The organism is Varibaculum vaginae, from assembly GCF_900604285.1.
Taxonomy (GTDB): Bacteria; Actinomycetota; Actinomycetes; order Actinomycetales; family Actinomycetaceae; genus Varibaculum; species Varibaculum vaginae.
This window is the reverse complement of record NZ_UWNY01000001.1, coordinates 1150157-1168294: the sequence shown is the minus strand read 5'-3', so window position 1 is coordinate 1168294 and position 18138 is coordinate 1150157. Positions and strand designations below refer to the sequence as shown.

15 protein-coding genes are annotated in these 18138 nt (G+C 50.2%); 6 read left to right on the top strand and 9 right to left on the bottom strand.

Translation table 11 applies throughout. The features are described 5' to 3' along the window. The first annotated feature begins 202 nt into the window (after window positions 1–202). On the top strand, window positions 203–3928 hold the full coding sequence (locus tag EFB02_RS04985) for a multifunctional oxoglutarate decarboxylase/oxoglutarate dehydrogenase thiamine pyrophosphate-binding subunit/dihydrolipoyllysine-residue succinyltransferase subunit (RefSeq protein ID WP_122820455.1): 3726 nt from the start codon (window positions 203–205) through the stop codon (window positions 3926–3928). A gap of 96 nt (window positions 3929–4024) precedes the next feature. Here EFB02_RS04985 and EFB02_RS08940 read toward each other — a convergent pair whose 3' ends face one another. From EFB02_RS08940 to EFB02_RS04975, 3 genes are all read right to left on the bottom strand, one after another. Continuing rightward, entirely contained in the window at window positions 4025–4099 is a 75-nt protein-coding gene (locus tag EFB02_RS08940; protein ID WP_408648196.1) for a 50S ribosomal protein bL37, read from the bottom strand. 134 nt (window positions 4100–4233) lie between these two features. After that, window positions 4234–4518 carry a hypothetical protein gene (locus EFB02_RS04980; protein ID WP_122820454.1) on the bottom strand — a complete coding sequence of 95 codons (285 nt, stop codon included), beginning with the start codon at window positions 4516–4518 and terminating at the stop codon, window positions 4234–4236. After that, window positions 4515–5216: a sigma-70 family RNA polymerase sigma factor gene (locus tag EFB02_RS04975; RefSeq protein WP_122820453.1), complete on the bottom strand. Its 702-nt coding sequence runs from the start codon at window positions 5214–5216 to the stop codon at window positions 4515–4517. The genes EFB02_RS04980 and EFB02_RS04975 overlap by 4 nt, the downstream gene beginning before the upstream one ends. 77 nt (window positions 5217–5293) lie before the next feature. Between EFB02_RS04975 and EFB02_RS04970 the strand changes: the two genes are divergently transcribed. Genes EFB02_RS04970 through rsgA form a run of 3 tightly spaced genes read left to right on the top strand, consistent with a single transcriptional unit; the run spans window position 5294 to window position 8018 of the window. Continuing rightward, window positions 5294–5698 (top strand): hypothetical protein, encoded by a 405-nt coding sequence (locus EFB02_RS04970; protein ID WP_147471033.1) that lies wholly within the window; start codon window positions 5294–5296, stop codon window positions 5696–5698. A 3-nt stretch (window positions 5699–5701) separates the two neighbouring features. Beyond that, on the top strand, window positions 5702–7030 hold the full coding sequence (aroA, locus tag EFB02_RS04965) for a 3-phosphoshikimate 1-carboxyvinyltransferase (RefSeq protein WP_122820451.1): 1329 nt from the start codon (window positions 5702–5704) through the stop codon (window positions 7028–7030). Next, window positions 7017–8018 carry a ribosome small subunit-dependent GTPase A gene (gene rsgA / locus EFB02_RS04960; protein WP_122820450.1) on the top strand — a complete coding sequence of 334 codons (1002 nt, stop codon included), beginning with the start codon at window positions 7017–7019 and terminating at the stop codon, window positions 8016–8018. The genes aroA and rsgA overlap by 14 nt, the downstream gene beginning before the upstream one ends. Here rsgA and hisN read toward each other — a convergent pair. Together hisN and EFB02_RS04950 are read right to left on the bottom strand one after the other, a co-directional pair. Further along, a complete protein-coding gene (gene hisN, locus EFB02_RS04955; protein ID WP_122820449.1) occupies window positions 7983–8771 on the bottom strand; it encodes a histidinol-phosphatase in 789 nt (262 codons plus the stop codon). The genes rsgA and hisN overlap by 36 nt on opposite strands. A 7-nt stretch (window positions 8772–8778) precedes the next feature. Beyond that, on the bottom strand, window positions 8779–9531 hold the full coding sequence (locus EFB02_RS04950) for a type I 3-dehydroquinate dehydratase (RefSeq protein WP_160115374.1): 753 nt from the start codon (window positions 9529–9531) through the stop codon (window positions 8779–8781). An 85-nt stretch (window positions 9532–9616) separates the two neighbouring features. On the opposite strand from EFB02_RS04950, the gene EFB02_RS04945 reads away from it, so the two are divergent. Together EFB02_RS04945 and EFB02_RS04940 are read left to right on the top strand one after the other, a co-directional pair. Next, complete coding sequence (locus EFB02_RS04945) at window positions 9617–10867, top strand: exonuclease SbcCD subunit D (protein WP_122820447.1); 1251 nt, start codon at window positions 9617–9619, stop codon at window positions 10865–10867. Then, complete coding sequence (locus tag EFB02_RS04940; RefSeq protein ID WP_122820446.1) at window positions 10868–13942, top strand: SbcC/MukB-like Walker B domain-containing protein; 3075 nt, start codon at window positions 10868–10870, stop codon at window positions 13940–13942. A gap of 41 nt (window positions 13943–13983) precedes the next feature. Here EFB02_RS04940 and EFB02_RS04935 read toward each other — a convergent pair whose 3' ends face one another. From EFB02_RS04935 to dapC, 4 genes are all read right to left on the bottom strand, one after another. Then, window positions 13984–14679: a metal-dependent transcriptional regulator gene (locus EFB02_RS04935; protein WP_122820445.1), complete on the bottom strand. Its 696-nt coding sequence runs from the start codon at window positions 14677–14679 to the stop codon at window positions 13984–13986. 22 nt (window positions 14680–14701) lie between these two features. Beyond that, a complete protein-coding gene (locus EFB02_RS04930) occupies window positions 14702–15370 on the bottom strand; it encodes a vitamin K epoxide reductase family protein (RefSeq protein ID WP_160115373.1) in 669 nt (222 codons plus the stop codon). A 109-nt stretch (window positions 15371–15479) separates the two neighbouring features. Continuing rightward, the gene (locus EFB02_RS04925; protein WP_122820443.1) at window positions 15480–16820 is read right to left on the bottom strand and encodes a citrate synthase; all 1341 of its coding nucleotides are present in this window, start codon (window positions 16818–16820) and stop codon (window positions 15480–15482) included. Between the two features lie 106 nt (window positions 16821–16926). Next, entirely contained in the window at window positions 16927–18087 is a 1161-nt protein-coding gene (gene dapC, locus EFB02_RS04920; RefSeq protein ID WP_122820442.1) for a succinyldiaminopimelate transaminase, read from the bottom strand. Window positions 18088–18138 lie beyond the last annotated feature (51 nt).

The following is an 18138-nucleotide window of genomic DNA, read 5'->3' as shown; positions in this document are numbered from 1 at the left end:
CCATTACCCGATATTGGGGGCTAGGGCGCACAACAAACACCTCTTCACTTAGGCAATTCCTAAACTATTTTAATAGCTATACAACAATCATAGTAAAGCTAAAATAAACTCTCTTGCCGCCAAGAGATACGCTAGGACTTTAGAACTAATTGGGCTTAATATCTTAGTGGACACTCTGCCGCCACCCAGAAAAGGAATCGCCATGCCCAATTCGGAAGATCAAATAGATCAATCTGTAAGCCCAATCAACCAAGAAATCATAGATGAACTCTATGACAAATACTGTGCAAACCCCCTAACGGTTCCCGAGGACTGGCGAGAATATTTCGCCGCCCTAGAGGCTCGGAATGCACAAATAAAGCAGCCAGAATCCGAACAACTTGAACCTAACCGCGTCACTACTAGCGGATCTACAGTCAATGGCCGCGATGTTACCCGCTCCGATTTACCTCCAGCTCCCCCAGTCGCAGCTTCGGAACCTACTTCCCCCTACGTTGCCCGGCAAACCGCTCTTGACTTAGGACCGGGAGGTTCCGGAGCGGAGGAAGACCAAATTGAACGGCTACGCGGAGTGGCTAAAGCAGTGGTCAAAAACATGGATGCATCTCTCCGGATTCCTACTGCCACCTCTGCCCGCGAGATTCCAGCCAAGTTGCTAATCGAAAATCGCAAAGTAATTAACTCTCATTTGGCAGCCACCACGGGCGGTAAAGTGTCTTTCACCCATCTAATTGGTTACGCGATTGTAGAGGCACTGGTGGAAATGCCCTCCATGAACGTTCGGTTTGAACAGGACGAGGAGGGACACGATTGTATCCGTAAATTCGCTCACGTGGGGTTTGGGCTAGCCATTGACCTTCCCAAGGAGGACGGCTCCCGCTCTTTGATGGTACCGGTGGTTCACGATGCTGACACTTTGAACTTTAAGCAGTTCATTTCCGCCTACGAAGATCTAGTTAAGCGAGCACGCGCGGGCGCCCTAAAACCTGCTGATTTTGCGGGGGGAACCGTTACTTTAACCAATCCTGGTACTTTGGGAACTAAACATTCGGTCCCCAGATTAATGGCTGGTCAAGGCGCGATTATTGGAGTGGGCGCTACCTCCTTCCCCGCAGAATGGGCTGGAGCTTCCCCCTCGCAACTTGCTAATGCGGGTGTCGGTCAAATTATGACTATGACTTCCACCTATGACCACCGGGTAATTCAAGGTGCAGGCTCCGGGGAATTTTTGCGAATTGTTGAGCAAAAACTAACTGGGCACGACGGTTTCTTTGAACGAGTATTTTCCACTTTAGGGGTCGCCCACGAACCCTATCAGTGGGAACGAGACTTCAGCTATGACGCGGTAACTGAGAAAGGGAAGCCCGCCCGGATAGCGGAACTAATTCACGCCTATCGTTCCCGCGGGCATTTGGCCGCCAATACCGATCCCCTACAGCAGATTCTCCGTCGCCACCCCGATTTATCTATCGGTTCCTATGGGCTGAGCGTGTGGGATTTGGACAGAATCTTTCCCACGGGAGGTTTTGCCGGCCGTGACACTATGAACTTGCGCGACCTACTAGCACAATTACGCGCTACCTACACTCAGGCAATCGGGATTGAATACATGCATATTCAAGATCCTGTCCAACGGCGTTGGGTTCAAAACCGTATCGAGAAACCTACGAAGAAACTCTCGAGAGAAGAACAAATGCACGTGCTCAGCATGCTGAACCATGCCGAAGCCTTTGAGACTTTTCTACAAACCAAGTATGTGGGGCAAAAACGTTTCTCTCTAGAGGGCGCAGAATCCCTGATTCCACTGCTAGACAACATGCTTTTTAACGCGTCCCGTGCAGGTCTGAAAGATATCACTATCGGAATGGCTCATCGCGGACGCTTAAACGTACTCTCTAATGTGGCAGGCAAATCCTATGGTCAGATTTTCTCCGAATTTGAGGGGTACCTGGATCCTAATTCTACCCAGGGTTCTGGGGACGTGAAATATCACCTGGGCACTGAGGGGATTTATTCCGCTGCAGAGGGAGAAGGCGTGTTAGTGTCACTCACCGCTAACCCCTCTCATCTGGAGGCCGCTAATGGGGTAAGTGAAGGAATCACACGTGCCAAACAGGACCGCTTGGGAGGAGGCAAAGAGGCGGAAAGCCTGGTAATGCCAATTCTAATCCACGGTGATGCTGCCTTTATCGGCGAGGGCGTAGTACAAGAGACTCTGAATATGTCCCAACTGCGCGGCTATCGCACCGGCGGAACCATTCATATTATCGTCAATAACCAGATTGGGTTTACTACCGGCCCCACTTCTGGACGATCCACCCGCTACTGTACTGATTTGGCTAAGGGACTGCAGGTTCCAATTTTCCACGTTAACGGGGATTTCCCTCAGGACGTAGTGAAAGTGGCCAAGCTGGCCTTCGAATTTAGGCAAGAGTTCCATAAAGATGTAATCATCGACATGGTCTGTTACCGCCGGCGCGGACACAACGAGGGCGACGATCCTTCGATGACTCAGCCGGTACTTTATTCCTTAATCGATCGGCTACCAACTACCCGCGAGGTCTATACCCGCAATTTGATTGGACGCGGGGACTTGAGTGAGGAAAAAGCCCAGGAGGCACTGCAGGAATATCATGACGATTTGAATAAGATTTTCCAGGAAACCAGGGAAAAGAAAGAGTTTGACGCGGCAGAGCACGACGACACCACTAACCCGGGCGGCGATACTCGCTGGGTAATGCCTTCCTCACAGCAACCCGGCCAAGGCATGATGATTGGTTGGAACTCGGCCATTACCCGTGAAGAGGTTGAACGCATTGGCCAATCCCAGGTGCGGGTACCGGCAAGTTTTACTCCCCACCCTAAAATCATGAAGGTGCTGCAAAAACGGGAAATCATGTCCCGGGAAGGCAAAATCGACTGGGGTATGGGTGAGATGCTAGCCTACGGGTCTTTGCTAATGGAGGGGACAAATGTGCGCCTGGGAGGGCAAGATTCCCGGCGAGGCACCTTCTCACACCGTCATGCAGTGATTCATGATTACCGCAATGGTCGCGAATGGACACCACTAAATTTTCTCACTGAAGATCAGGCAACTTTTTGGGTCAATAATTCTCCGCTTTCCGAGTATGCTCCCCTGGCTTTCGAGTATGGCTATTCGGTAGAGTCTCCGGAAACCTTGGTGCTTTGGGAGGCGCAGTTTGGGGATTTTGCCAACTGCGCGCAGACAGTTATCGATGAGTTCGTTTCTTCATCTTTCCAAAAGTGGAATGAACGCTCCGGCGTGGTAATGCTGCTGCCACACGGGTACGAGGGGCAAGGCCCCGACCATTCCTCGGCTCGGATTGAACGTTACTTGCAACTGTGTGCCCAAGAAAATATGTGGGTGTGTCAGCCCTCTAATCCAGCCAATAACTTCCACATGCTACGCACACAGGCCTATCAGCGACCACGTAAACCCTTAATCGCCTTCGAACCGAAACAATTGCTGCGCCTGGCGGCCGCTGCCTCTCCAGTCGAGGAGTTCATCTCCGGTCATTTCCTTCCGGTTATTGGCGAGGTTGACGAACGAGTTACCCAACCGTCAAGGGTGCTGCTATGCACCGGGCGCATCTATTATGACCTGGTTAAAGAGCGGGTAAAACGGGAAAGTTTCAATACCGCAATTATCCGCCTAGAACAGCTGTATCCGTTGCCGGTAACTGAACTACAGCAGGTTTTGGAATCCTGGGGCGATTTGCCGTTGACCTGGGTGCAAGATGAGCCAGAAAATCAGGGCGCCTGGCCGTTCATGGCTATGCATCTTCCGAAAGCAATCGCCCGTAATCTGCAGGTAGTATCGCGTGCTGAAGCTGCCTCCCCCGCAGCCGGCAATGCCAAGTTACACAAAGCTGAGAACGCCGAGTTAATGGAGAAGGCTTTCTCTTAGTCGGGTACTGAAAACTTTGGGGGATTGGAAGACCGATAGTCTTCCAATCCCCCAAAGTTTTAACCGCTACTATTAAGCGGTAGCTAAATACTTTTCTTAGCAGTTAGGCCGTTTGCCGTGATTGGCGGCACTGGTACGGCGAGTTTTACGTTTACGTCCACGTTTAGACATCTTTTGCACCTTCCCAAATAAAAATCAACGTCCCTAGTTTTACACACCACCCCATGTTTTTGGAAACTGACGCCGAAAACCAAGACTTAGCAAGATGCCTTCCCCTCCCCTCGGTAAGACAGTTAATGCAACGTTTATAGGTCTTCGCTAAAACGTTCTTGCCTATAAGACACCTGCATTCCATCTGTTTGCATATAAACCTCTAGGCTCTGCACAATCCGTGTGCGCAAAGTTGCCGGAGCTGCAGTATCGTGACAAAGACAACGCCGCAAAGATGAGGAGATAGCGATAGCCTCCCCCTCTAATAGTTTTTGACAACAGGGACAATGAGCGATGTGACAAGCCTCTTCTTCGCTCAATTCGCGGGATTCTTCCGCGGCACGCCGGAAAGGGTCGCGCTGACATAATCGCTCGCTCATCGTTTCACCCCGATTCCATATTCGCTAGCATATTCAGCTAGTTCTTCTCGTAATTGGCTACGTCCGCGATGAAGCCTAGACATTACTGTACCCAGGGGAATCTCCAGAATCTGCGATATTTCCTTGTAGCTGAACTGCTCTACATCCGCTAAATACACCACAGTACGGTTTTCATCTGAAAGCTGATCAAAGGCCGCCTGGATAGTTTCATTCGGCACCAGCTCGAGGGCTATGGTTTCCGCTGAGGGCATTCCTACCTGATGATGCAAAGACTGCGCAACCTGAGCTTGATCAGAGATTTCTCCAGTTCCGTCCTCTTGAGGTCTACGACTTTTAGAACGGTACTGGTTAAGTAAAGTATTCGTCATAATCCGGTACATCCAGGCTTTGAGGTTTGTGCCCGGACGATACTGGTTAAACTTACGGAAAGCCTGCATATAGGTTTCTTGCACTAAATCTTCGGCATCAGCCGGTTTACGAGTAAGGCGCAGCGCCCCCGCATAGAGCTGATCTAGTAGCGGCAAAGCCTCGGCGGTAAAACGTTCCGCCAAAAGAGATTTTTCTTCTTTTTCTGCCTGCCCTTCTGCAACAGCACCTGGAACATTTTTCTTACCCGCCACCACATCCCGGGAAAAACCTCCTTTTCCAGCAGGCGCGGGAACATCTGCCAGTTCCACAGCTAAGGTATCGGTGTTCATTGCTTTCTATTCTACTCCAGTTCCCACCCTGCTACTTTGATCAAGAAAATCTTGCAAGCTAGCAATAAACCCCGACAATGGGTAAGAATAGAAATATGGCTAATGGGTATTCGTTTTCGCGCGCACTGGTTGCTGCGCCTTTATTTATCGAAGGAATCGATGCGGTGCGTAACAGCGATAAACACGCACAACTTGCCCAATATCACCTGGAAGTTATAGAGAAAAACGGTTTTCCTCCCTTAACGATGAGCGATGTGAAAACCATGGCGAAGGTGTGCGGGGTGACTGTAACCCTGCTAGCTCTAAGAATGGCGACCACTCGTCGCTCTCCTCTAGCTACCTGTGCTCTCATTTTGGCCAATGGTGCAGCCACGATTGTCAATGGTTGGCAGCGAGATAAAATTGATACTTTTAGAATCGCGCAAGGGCTAGCCCTCCATGCCGGTCTAATTTCCGAGATTTTTCCCCGCAAGCAGGAGTAACTTGTGACTATTTGGAATGCTCCCGTCGGACACAAACCTATAAATGCGGAAATTTCCCTCCCCCCCTCTAAATCCTTAACTGCCCGCGCCTTGGTTTTATCCTTGTTAGCCAAGGAGCCCACTTTCATAACTAATCCGCTGCAGTGCCGAGATACAGATTTGATGCTTGCCGGTATCAAAGAATTTGGAGCCCGGGTTCAAGAACAATCCGGGGGAATCCTAATCACCCCACCGGACAGTCTAAATCCCCAAACCGGGGTTATCGAGTGTGGTTTGGCAGGAACGGTGATGCGTTTTTTGGCACCGGTAGCTCTGCTTAGCGGACACCCCATACATTTCCAAGGAGACGCAGCTGCGGGTGATCGTCCCATGCAAGGTCTCTTAGACGCGCTCACCCAGTTGGGTGCCAAAATTACTGATATGCCCTCCCCTGGTCACCTGCCATTCACTATCGAGGGGAAACTAACTCCCAGCGACCAGCTGCAAAAAGTAAATCTTGACGCTGCTTCCTCTTCCCAATTCGTATCAGCACTGCTATTGATCTCTCCCGCACTCCCCTTTGAACTGCAAATAGAAGTAAATTCGACTTTGCCTTCTATTCGTCACGTAGAAATGACTGTCGCAGAGGTCAACGCCTGCGGTGGGGCAGTTGAAAACATCGGTGGAGAATCCGGCGATTGGAATACGCGCCAGCTTCATCATCTTTGGCGTTGTAAACCCGCGTCATTGCGTGGGGGTAAACGCAGCATCGAACCAGATTTAACTAATGCTGGGCCTTTCCTGGCCGCGGCCATGATTTGCGGCGGGCAAGTCAATATCCCCGATTGGCCAGCGAAAACTTTCCAGGCTGGGGATGCTTGGCGACAACTCCTTACCCCCATGGGGGCGCGTATCTATCGCACCCGGAACGGGGGCTTGGTTTGTCAAGGAAACGGAATCATCGGGGGGATCCGCAGTGATTTGGAGGCACTCGGCGAACTTACCCCCACCTTGGCGGCGCTATGTGCCTTGGCGGTCGACCCTTCAAAACTGACAGGTATCGGGCATTTACGCGGACACGAAACGGATCGCTTAAACGCCCTCGAAACCGAGATTAACCGCTTGGGTGGAAAGGCACATGCTCGGGAAAATTACCTGGAAATATTTCCGTCACCTTTGCACGGTGATTTAGTGGAAACCTATGGTGACCACCGGATGGCGATGTTCGCTGCCCTAATCGGATTACGGGTTCCCGGGGTACAGATTGCAGATATCGAGTGCGTCAGTAAAACCTTCCCAAGCTTTACTGCAACTTGGGAAACCATGTTGGCCGGTGCAAATGGCACGGCGTGATATCGGAACTGACGATCCTCGGGTAAGAGTTCGTCCCGCTCGTTCCAAACCTCGTCGCTCAAAAAAGCAGGTAGATTACTCTGCTAGTCCCACCGGTTTCGTGTTTGCAATAGATCGTGGTCGCATCCACGTACAAATGGGGAAAACTAAATTAGTAGGGGTAAAAGCCCGGGCACTAGGGCGGCGCGGAATTATTGTTGGTGACCAGGTGCGCGTTACCGGAGATTTAAGTGGCAACAGCGGATCCCTGGCGCGAATTGTGGAGGTTCTACCACGCAAAACTGAACTAACTCGTTCCGCGGAAGATAGTCCGGGAGCAAAAGAAAAACCGATGGTGGCTAACGCTGACCAAATGGCAATTTGCACCGCCTGCGCTGACCCTGCGCCCCGTCCAGGAATGATTGACCGCCTTTTGGTAGCCGCTTATTGCGCCGGAATCGAGCCTTTGCTGCTGGTTACTAAATCCGATCTTACTTCCCCCGAGCCGCTATTGGAACTTTTTAGACCACTGCAAGTTCGTAGCGTAATAACCAGCATCGAAACCGGAGAAGGAATCGCTGAGGTAGCCGGACTGTTAGCCGGAAAAGTCAGCGTACTGGTAGGTCATTCGGGAGTTGGAAAATCATCGCTAATGAATGAACTTATTCCCCAGGCCGAGCGCAACATTGGGAGAGTTAACCAAGTAACCGGACGTGGTCGCCACACATCTACCTCAGTAATGGCGCTCCCCTTCCGGGAAGGCTGGTTAATTGATACTCCCGGGATTCGTTCTTTCGGGCTAGCTCACATTGGCGAACATGATCTGCTGGCAGCTTTCCCAGATTTGGCGGAGGTAACCACCGACTGCCCGAAACTCTGTAGCCACTTAGCGTCTTCACCAGGTTGTCAGCTGAGCGCCTTAGAGGACAGTAATCCTGCGCAACTGCGGAGAGTGGAATCTTTCCGCCGTCTGCTAGCTTCCCAACAGAGCCAAAATTCGCCTATGTAGGTGAGAGTTGGTAGCTAGTGCGTTACCTCCCTGACATCCTCTTTCACCCTGCAAGGAGGTAAAATATCCGCCGGCTTCTTCTACAATCGGTACCAGTGCCGCCATATCGTAGATTTCAAGTTCCGGTTCCGCCGCGGCGTCAACCACGCCCTCAGCCACCAACATATAGGAATAAAAATCCCCGTAGGCGCGGGTGCGCCAAACTTTTCGCGTCAACTCCAAGAATGCCGGCAATTTGCCACGTTCTTCCCATCCTGACAGGGAAGAATAGCTCAAAGAAGCATTTTTTAGTTCCGATATTTTTGATACTTGATTAGCTTGTGGATTCCCACCGTTAAAAGCACGCCACGATCCCAGACCGCGCCCCGCCCACCAACGGCGCGCTAAAGCCGGAGCGCTAACTACCGAAGCTACCATTTCTCCGGCAACTTCCAGACCGATTAGGGTTGCCCAGACAGGTACCCCGCGCACAAAATTTTTGGTGCCGTCAATAGGGTCAATTATCCACCGCGCATAGCCAGCTTCACTGCCCTTACCCCCGTATTCTTCCCCATAGATCAGATCATCGGGACGAGCAGAGGCCAGAGCCTGGCGAATCATCTGCTCCGCACCGCGATCAATATCAGATACCGGGGTCAGATCAGCTTTCTCGTACACCTGATAATCACGCTGGTTAAAATGAGCTAACGTATACCGGTCTACTTGGTCGCTAATTTCCAGCAGTAGCGTTACGTCCTCATCGAAATTTCTCATTTTATGATTATTCCTTTCCGAGGGCAGATAACACCTCTGCCTGCAAAGCCGCCCTAACTTGCCCCGGAGCACTGGGTGTCGATCCCGGAAGCGCCGCGAAGGTGGCACAGTTACCGAACACTCCCCCTACCAGACGGCTAGCAGTTCCAAGCGCCCCCATTCCGGCTATCAAAAACAGTCGCCGACCAGCGGTATCACGATAATAGTTTTCCATGGCGGTAAAAACTGCCAACAAATGCTGGCGGTTGGTAATCGTGAGAGCCAGTTTGGCCACCTGGGCCCCGCGTTCATGAGCGGTAGAAAGCCAATTGTAGATGCTTTCACAATCCATTTTTTCAGCTTCTTCAGCTGCAAAATAGTGACGGGACAGCACGCTCACTACCCCGTGATTATGGGCATATTCCAAAGCTTCCTTAGCAAAGAGAAAATCATCTTCGATATCAAGTGCACTGGCTCCCGCATTCACCAGCATTTTCATAGTTTCAAACTGGTGGATGGGAACCATCCGTGAACTCCCTCCTTGGTGGATGCTACGGCAGGTAGCTAGCCAAGGGAGTTTTATAGTTGGAGCCAACTTACCTACAATTTTCCGCAGGTAGCCGGGATTGCGGTATTCACGTAGTAGATCTAGACGCCACTCTACTACGTCAACTTTCCGGGGGATCCGAGAAATCTGTCCCCGTACCTCGACCTCATTGGTTCCGGTCAGGGGGACGATTAGTGCCGGCCGTCCCGGAGAAAACAACGAACCTGGTTCCATCGGTTTGCCTCCTAGGAATGTTACTGTCTCCAACATATCGCACCCAAGAACCCCCGCGCCTGGCACAGCTAAGTAACATGGGGCTATGAAGTTAATCCACACCTCCGATTGGCATGTGGGGCGTACTCTCTATGGGGAAGATCTATCTGCGGCGCATCGCCAATTTTTTTCTTTCCTTACCCAACTAGTGCGCGATGAGCACGTGCAGGCAGTAATGGTGTCTGGAGATATTTTCGATCGCGCGATTCCCTCGCTGGAATCTTTAGAAATTGTTTCCCAGGCTTTAACAGAACTAACCGCGTTGACCGCAGTGATTTTAACCCCCGGCAATCATGATTCCGCGGAAAGACTGGGCTTCCTATCCCCCTATGTCCGTGGAAACCTACATTTGCGCACCTCAATAGCCGATATTTCTTCTCCGGTAGAAATCTCCACACCCAGCGAAACCTTGCGGATTTGGGGATTACCTTATCTCAACCCCGACATGGTGCGTACCAGCCTTTATGATGGATTATTTTCTGCCAATAACCCAGAATCGCGAGCGAATATTGAGGATGGAGATGCGCCTATGCAGTTGCCACGTTCTCATGAAGCGGTAGTAGCGGCAGCTATGCGCCGAGTGGGCAAAGCACAGCATCGCCTGCGACCAGTTGACCGCACTATGGTTATGGCACACGCTTTCGCAGTGGGAGGTACAGCCAGTGATAGTGAACGGGATATCACCGTCGGTACAGTGCAATCAGTTCCTCTGCGGGTATTTGAAAGCTACGGAAAGCCTGATTCAGAGCTATCCTCTGATCTGTCGGCTCCAGACTATTTGGCACTGGGGCATTTACATGTACCACAAAAACTGCATACCCAGCATTCTGTAGGACGCTATAGTGGTTCGCCGATAACTTTCTCATTTTCGGAATGCCATACCCCTAAATCCGTGGTGCTTTTAGAGACCAGGGATCCTAATCTGGATCCTCAGCTAATACCCACCCCGGTTTATCGGCCAGTAGGACGCATCAAGGATTCTTTCGCTAACCTAATTTCTAATCCCAAATACGAGGAGTACACCCAATATTGGTTGGAAATCACGGTCACAGATCCCCAGCGCCCCAATTTTATGGTCAGTAAGTTAAAACAGCGCTTCCCGAAAGCCTTAGCAATACTACATGAGGTCACCTCCATCAGCTGGGAAAATCAACGCCAGGCACTGCGAACCAATCGCTGCCGCCCTCAGGCACTAGCCAAAGACTTTTTTCGCCAGGCACGCCAGGGTAAAGAACTAAATGAAGAAGAAAACCGACTGATAGAGCAGGTTTACGAGCAGGTGCGCGGGGAGAGCTAAATGCGGATTTTAAAACTTAGCTTCGAGGCCGTGGGGTCTTTTGGCGGCAAAGAAACTATTGATTTCACCAAACTTGGTACCGGATCCGGGGTGTTTTTGATTCACGGACCCACCGGTTCTGGGAAATCTACTATCCTAGATGCGATTGTCTTCGCCCTCTATAACGATGTGGCTTTAGAATCTAACTCTTCGAAAAGCCGTTTACGATCTGACTATGCTGGTGACGATCAAATCAGCTGGGTGCAACTAGATTTTGAGGCGCGGGGACAACTTTATCGCGTGTGGCGCACCCCGAAATATGTCCGCCCCAAACGTCGTGGTTCCGGCACCACTTCCCAGGCAGCGGAAGCTTCTCTTTGGCGACTAAACAGCGAGGATGCTGATCCTGGCGATGCGATTGCCTCCCAACCTCGAACTGTCAATGAAGAGTTAGTTACCAGAATCCTCCCCTTGACAAAATCACAGTTCTTACAAACGGTAATTTTGCCGCAAGGCGCATTTTCCCGTTTTTTAAGAGCCTCCTCGGATGAGCGTCAAGAGATCTTGCAACAGATTTTTGGTACTCAGATTTACGAGCGGATGCAAAACGAATTCATTGAGCGCGCCCGGACAGCACAAGCTAGCGCCCAAACAGAGTCGCAAATGTTATCCAGTCAGCTGAAACTATTTATTGAGAACTGGAGTAACTTGGCAAATTCTGTTGCTGGCTCTCGCACTGAAATAGAAACTTTACGTGCCATTCAAACCTCTTTACCTACAGTTTTAGATGAAGATCTGATCAAATCGTGGGAACCCTACTACCACTTGCCCACCGCCCAGGCTCACGAATGGATAACTGAGTACACTCAGCAGGTAAAAGCAACTGCAAAACGCTACCAGATCGCCTTGGAAAATAAGGAAAAAGCAAAGGCATTAACCCATGATTTCCAGGAATTAACCCGCTTATTAGCAGTTGAAAAACAACTTTTAGCAAGCCAAGAGAAAATTCAAAACGCTCGGGAACAAATGCTACTTCATGAACGTGCTCAGCGAGTAAACGTGGAATTAACAGCCCAACAGCATTACCAAGAGAACTTGCATGCCGCCCAGGCGAAGCTAACAGAAAAACTACAAGTTTCTCCCGCGCCCTTTGCCACCTGGAAACTACCACAGGATGGAATCTCGCTAGCTGACCTAGAAGAAAAAATAACCAGGCAACAGAGGAAAAACGATAAAGACCTGGGGGCGTTAACCCCTCTAATCGAACGACAGAAAAAACTAGACCTTCTGAAAAAACACGCGCAAAAATCCCGCCAGAAATATATCGAACATTCCCGAGCTGCAGCCCAGGAGGCAAAAAAGTTTGTACTGTTAGTGCCAGAGATTAAAACGTTGCTAAGACGGCAGATGCACCTAGAAAAAGGTCAACTTTGTTTTGAGTCCGCGCAACAAAAACAACTGCAGTTGCGTCAATATCAGGGAGAACGCCAACATTTCTTGCAGGATTTCAAACGGTTTCAAGCCCAGGTTGCTAAACTTCCAATTCTAAAAAAAGAGGTGGCGAGGACGCGAGCGGCAGTCTCCGCATACGAACGCGAGTTTTTTGTGGATTCTTCGATTCTTTTAGCTTCCCATCTGGAACCTGACTCCCCCTGCCCGGTTTGTGGTTCCTCCTCTCACCCCCACCCGGCGCTCGGGACTGTTAGCGGGGAGCACTCCCTCAGCCAGTTAACCCAATTAAGAAACCAGCTCACCAGGGCAAAGACTAGCCTAATGAAAACACAAGAGCAGGTCATAAGCGAGCGAAACCGGCTGCTAGGCGAGATAAAGCAGCTGCGAGCAAAGTGTCCGGGAAATGCGCAGGCCATTGACCGAAATGTCGCCTATTTACAGAAGCAAGCAGAAGAACTTAAAAAACTACAGAAACAACTGATAGAGCGAAAGAAACAGGCTCAAAAGTATCGGGATTCGATACAAAACTCGACTAATGCGGCGAAACTCGAAAAAAACTCGGTCAACATGACCCTAGAGCAAATCCGGGAAATAACAACAGAGATTGCAGCATCTGGGCAATCAAGTGATCTGGGGGCTCGACAGCAATCGCTCAAGCGGGAGCAAGGCAAGCTCTCCAGCCTGTTTAAAGCGTTGCAGGAAGTCAAGGATGCCCATAGTAACCTAGCCCAAGCGCGCGCCCGTTTCGAGCAATCCTTACGCGAAGAACAGTTCCCTGATCCCCCGACGGCACAGGCCGCCCTCTTGGAAGATCAGAAATTCCAAGAACTAAAGCGTGAGGTACAAACCTGGGATGACGAGTATAAAACCAACCAGGTAAAGCTGAACTCTGACCGGATTCAACGGGTGCGACAACAGGAATTTGTACTACCAGATTTAGAGATTTTAGAGAGCAAGGTGAGGGAGGAAGCAAAAATTCTCCAAAAGTATCAGGAGGAGCTAGCCAAGGTTAAGGAACAGCTAAAGACGGTAGAGATAACCGTAAGTGACCTGCAGACAGATACTGCCCGATATTTGGAGTCTATCTGCGATACTTCTCTGTTGATTACCTTCGCTAATCTAGCAAAGGGGGAAGAAGGTTCCGCGCTAAAAGCTCCCCTGGCTACCTGGGTTTTGCTTGATCGTTTCGAGGAAGTGCTAAATGCCGCCAATCCCTATTTAATGGGTATTTCCGGTGGACGCTACCAGCTTTCACACACCGATAGCGAGTCTTCCCGCCGTCGCAACCAAGCTTTATCTTTAGCGGTAACCGATAACTTTTCCGATAAAGCACGCGAGATTTCTGCGCTTTCAGGTGGGGAACTATTTTATTGTTCATTATCTTTAGCTTTGGGATTATCGGAAGTGGTAACCGCCGAGGCCGGTGGAGTAGAAATCTCCTCTATGTTTATTGATGAAGGCTTTGGGACTCTTGATGACACCAAACGAACTCAGGTTATGCAGGCGTTAAAGAAAACCTCCGCTTCGGGCAGAAGCGTTGGGCTAATTAGCCACGTAGTTTCATTGCGTAGTGAAATTTCTGACCAGATTGAAGTGATTGCGAGTAAGGGACGGGGATCTACTCTCAAAATCACTGGCAATTAGCTGATCCACTTAAAATATCAGTAGTTACCACTCAAGCAGATCTAGGCGGTTACCCATATGGCCGCTACTGCCGGTTTACCAAGGGTAACTTCCTTCCCGGCTACCTCTATCCGCATAATTCCAGCTTCCGGGATGTTTTCTAAGGGTGATAGGGAACAGCCAGGAACGATCCCTACTGATTCTAAGAAACGCAGCAGTTGGGCATTGGAGTCTTTTATCCGCGCCACCGTAGCAAGGGTATTTAAAGGAGCCTTAGCTAGGGGCAAAGTGGAAACTTTCGGAAAGTTACCATCCGCGGTGGGAATCGGATCCCCATGGGGATCTACCTTCGGAGTTCCCAGCGCCTGATCCATAGCAGCAATTAATTTATCGGAGGCAGCGTGCTCTAGTACATCGGCCTCGCTATGGACTTGATCCCACGGATACCCCAACTTTTGATGCAGATAGGTTTCCAGGATGCGATGTTTACGCACCATCTTCAAAGCTAACTTTTTGCCCTCTGTAGTCAGAGTGATCCCCCGGTAGGGAACATGGGTAATCAGCCCCAACTTGTCGAGACGACGCACATTTTCAGAGGCGGTGGAGACCGCTACCCCCATTCTTTGAGCCAGTCCCGATACAGAAAGGGAACTACCTCCCCATTCAGTAGCCCCTAAAAGGTGCTTTAAATAATCCTGCACTACCCGAGAGGTAGCGCCATCAGAGTCTGCCTGACCAATCATTTCCCTCTTCTTCATCGTATTAGCCACCCCTTATAAGTTAAAGGCGAAAAATCTCCAGCCCGAAAACTGTAAATAATACCGCCACAACAAGCGTTACGCTAAAAATGGCTCCCAACCACCAATAACCAACCAGCACGCGCCGAATCCCCTTTAGCGGATGTGTTGGTCTGGCCGCAGCTCGCACCCACAGCGCATAGGATAGCCAGGCTAGAAAAATAGTTGCCACCCAGGTTAAGAAGCAATAGGGACACAGGGAGTGCAACTGAAATACCGAGGTTGTGAAGAAGAAAACTACTGCTATTAGGCCTCCACTGGTTCCGATAGCAAAGAGCCATAGTCCCCATTTAGGAATAAGCCCACCGAATAGTAGATAGATTCCCATTACCGAGAGTGCACCGAAGGCTATCATCCCGAAAATCGAGTTTGGAATCCCTAAAATCAGGTGACCTGATGCAGATTCCATGGCTCCCCGACAATCAACCACGTTATTCAAAGAACAGCCGAGTCCCCGATCAGGCTGGGCACGATGAAACATTTCGGTACGCCACAACTGCCAAGAAGCTACCATTCCCAATAGCGAAAATAAAATGATTCCGGCACTAGAAAGGCAAGGAATATGCCCGGAACGCATCGCCGGAGGCGGAGAAAGGGGATCGGCATTAAAGGCTAGTTCACCTGCAAGTAAGCCTTCCTGATTGTCTCGCATTCTTCCCCCCTGTAATGGAAAATACCTGTCCATAACCTAGCATATTGCCAGCAATTAAACGGGCGAGGACGCGAGGTAATCTCAGCCGCACCCTGGCGATTACCGATAATTATCTTGCTTCCCGCAGTCGCAGTGGCACATAGTCGCGTTGCGGAGCACCCTGATAAACCTGGCGCGGACGACCAATGCGGGTCATGGGATCATGAAGCATTTCAATATATTGAGAAATCCACCCCGGCAGGCGTCCCAGGGCAAATAACGGGGTGAACATTTTGGTGGGGAAACCCATTGCTGAATAAATCAGACCAGTATAGAAGTCAACATTCGGGTAGAGCTTGCGTTCAATAAAGTAATCATCGGACAGTGCCACCTGTTCTAGCTCCATAGCTAGAGCGAACAAGTCGTTATTCTTCCCCATGCGGTCGAGAACCTTGTGTGCTTGTTCTCGCACAATCGCTGCTCGCGGGTCATAGTTCTTATAGACGCGATGGCCGAACCCCATAAGCTTAACCCCCTTTTCCTTATTTTTGACTTTCTGCACGAAGTCTTTAATCGACATCTTGGTGTCGCGAATGTTAATCAACATCCGTAACACTGCCTCATTAGCACCCCCATGCAGCGGCCCCGACAAGGCACCCACTCCGGCGGCAATTGATGCGTACATATTGGCGTTAGAGGATCCCACTAAACGAACTGTGGAGGTGGAACAGTTTTGCTCGTGGTCAGCATGCAAAATAAATAGCACTTCCAAAGCACGCACAATCGCGGGATCAATATCGTAAGACTGATAGGGCAAACCAAAGGTTAGGCGAATAAAGTCCTCTACATAGGAGCGCTCGTTATCTGGATAGAGCAGTGGCAGGCCGGCAGCCCGTTTAGCAATATAGGAAATCATGGTCGGAACTTTGGCCAGTAGCTGCACCGCCTGAAGATCTTGCAACTGTGGATCATGCACATTAGCAAAAGTTTCCTCGTAATAGGTAGCCATTCCCGCAATACCACCTTGCAAAATTGCCATGGGGTGACCGTCAGAAGGAAAGGCGGTAAAAAACGCCCTAAAATCTTCGTGCAAGAGCCGTTGACGCTTTACCCGGCGTACAAAATCATCTAATTGGGAAGGAGTGGGCAATTCTCCCTTAATCAGTAAATACGCAACTTCTAGGAAACTAGAATGGTTAGCGAGCTGATCAATTGGATAACCGCGATAGCGTAAAATCCCCTTACCGCCATCAATGAAAGTAACTTTGGAAGTACAAGAGGCAGTGGTAGAAAAACCGGGATCTAGAGCCACTAAACCGGTTTGATTACGGAGTCTAGAAACATCAATCCCTTGGTCACCACAGGTTGCCGGCACAGGAGGAAATTGAATGGTTTTACCATCAACTTGCAATACTCCTGGTTGGCGGCCGAAACTATCTGGTTTTGAAGTATTTTGAAGATCCTGAACCATTTCGACAACCTTCCCAAAAAAGAGGTGACTTAGTGTCATCCCCTGATTACCATCTACCACTCGCCACCCTTAAGAATATAACATTTTCTTAAAGAGTTCACCATTCTTAGGCAAATTTTTCTAAACGATTAGCAGCTTTTTCTATTTCCTGATCACTGACACAAAGCGCTATTCGCACATGTGAACCAGGACAGGAGTTATAAAAACTTTCTGGAGCAACTATCATTCCAACCTGAGCAAATCTCTTTAATAAACGCCAGTCGGCACCGCTATCGAATTCAATTTTTTCCACGTCAGCTCGATCCTTCCGGTCAAAAACCCAAAGGTAAAGACCCGCTTGACATTCCTTAGCAATTGTAAGACCCGCTTTAGTGAGCGCTGCCGAAAGAATTTTTCTCCGCCGAGCATACCGCGCCACCTGTTTACCCACATGGGAACGATCTAAAAGCACCGCCGCCAGCGCTGCCTGTACTGGTGCCGGCATCATTTGCCCGCTATGTTTACGCACCGCCACCAATGCGGAGATTAGCTGCGAATCTCCAGCTACGAAAGCCGCCCGGTAGCCCGCCAAATTAGATTCTTTAGAAACTGAATACACTAGCAACAGATTTTCCGCACTCTGCCCGCAAACGTCCTCCTGCAGTAGAGAAGGCGCCGGCTCCGCCCCCTCGTAGGTAAGTTCACCGTAACATTCGTCGCTGGCTACCACGGCTCCCACTTCCCGCGCCCAAGAAACCACGTTCTGTAACCATCCCTTAGCCGCTACCCTGCCAGTAGGGTTAGCGGGAGTATTTATCCAAACTAACTTGGCATCACGAGGCCAAGTTGAAATGTCATTGGATACCGGTACCCCCTGAGCACCTGCTAGCCGCGCGCAAATATCGTAAGTGGGATAGGCAATTTCGGGAAAAAGAATTTTATCTCCAGCACCAATTCCCAGCTGCCATCCCAGGTTCGCTACCAACTCTTTTGAGCCCACAGTTGGCAGGAAGGAGTCCTCATTCAGGCAAGTAATTCCCCGCCCCACTGCCCAAGTGAGCATGGCATGGCGCAACTGGGAACTGCCAACCACCATCGGATAACCGGGACTGTTTGCCGCCGATTGCAAAGCAGCCTGTGCAATCTGTGGACAGTCATCAATCGGGGTGCCAATGGATAAATCAATGACTCCTCCGCTAACAGCTGCCGCTGTCTCCCGGTAGGAGGCAAGTAAGTCCCAGGGAAAAACCGGCAGGCGTAACGGACGCGGTATTTCACTGTTCTTCATGTGTTCTCCCTAAGACAGCAGCGTGACAGATCCCGCCTTCCCTAAAGTAGC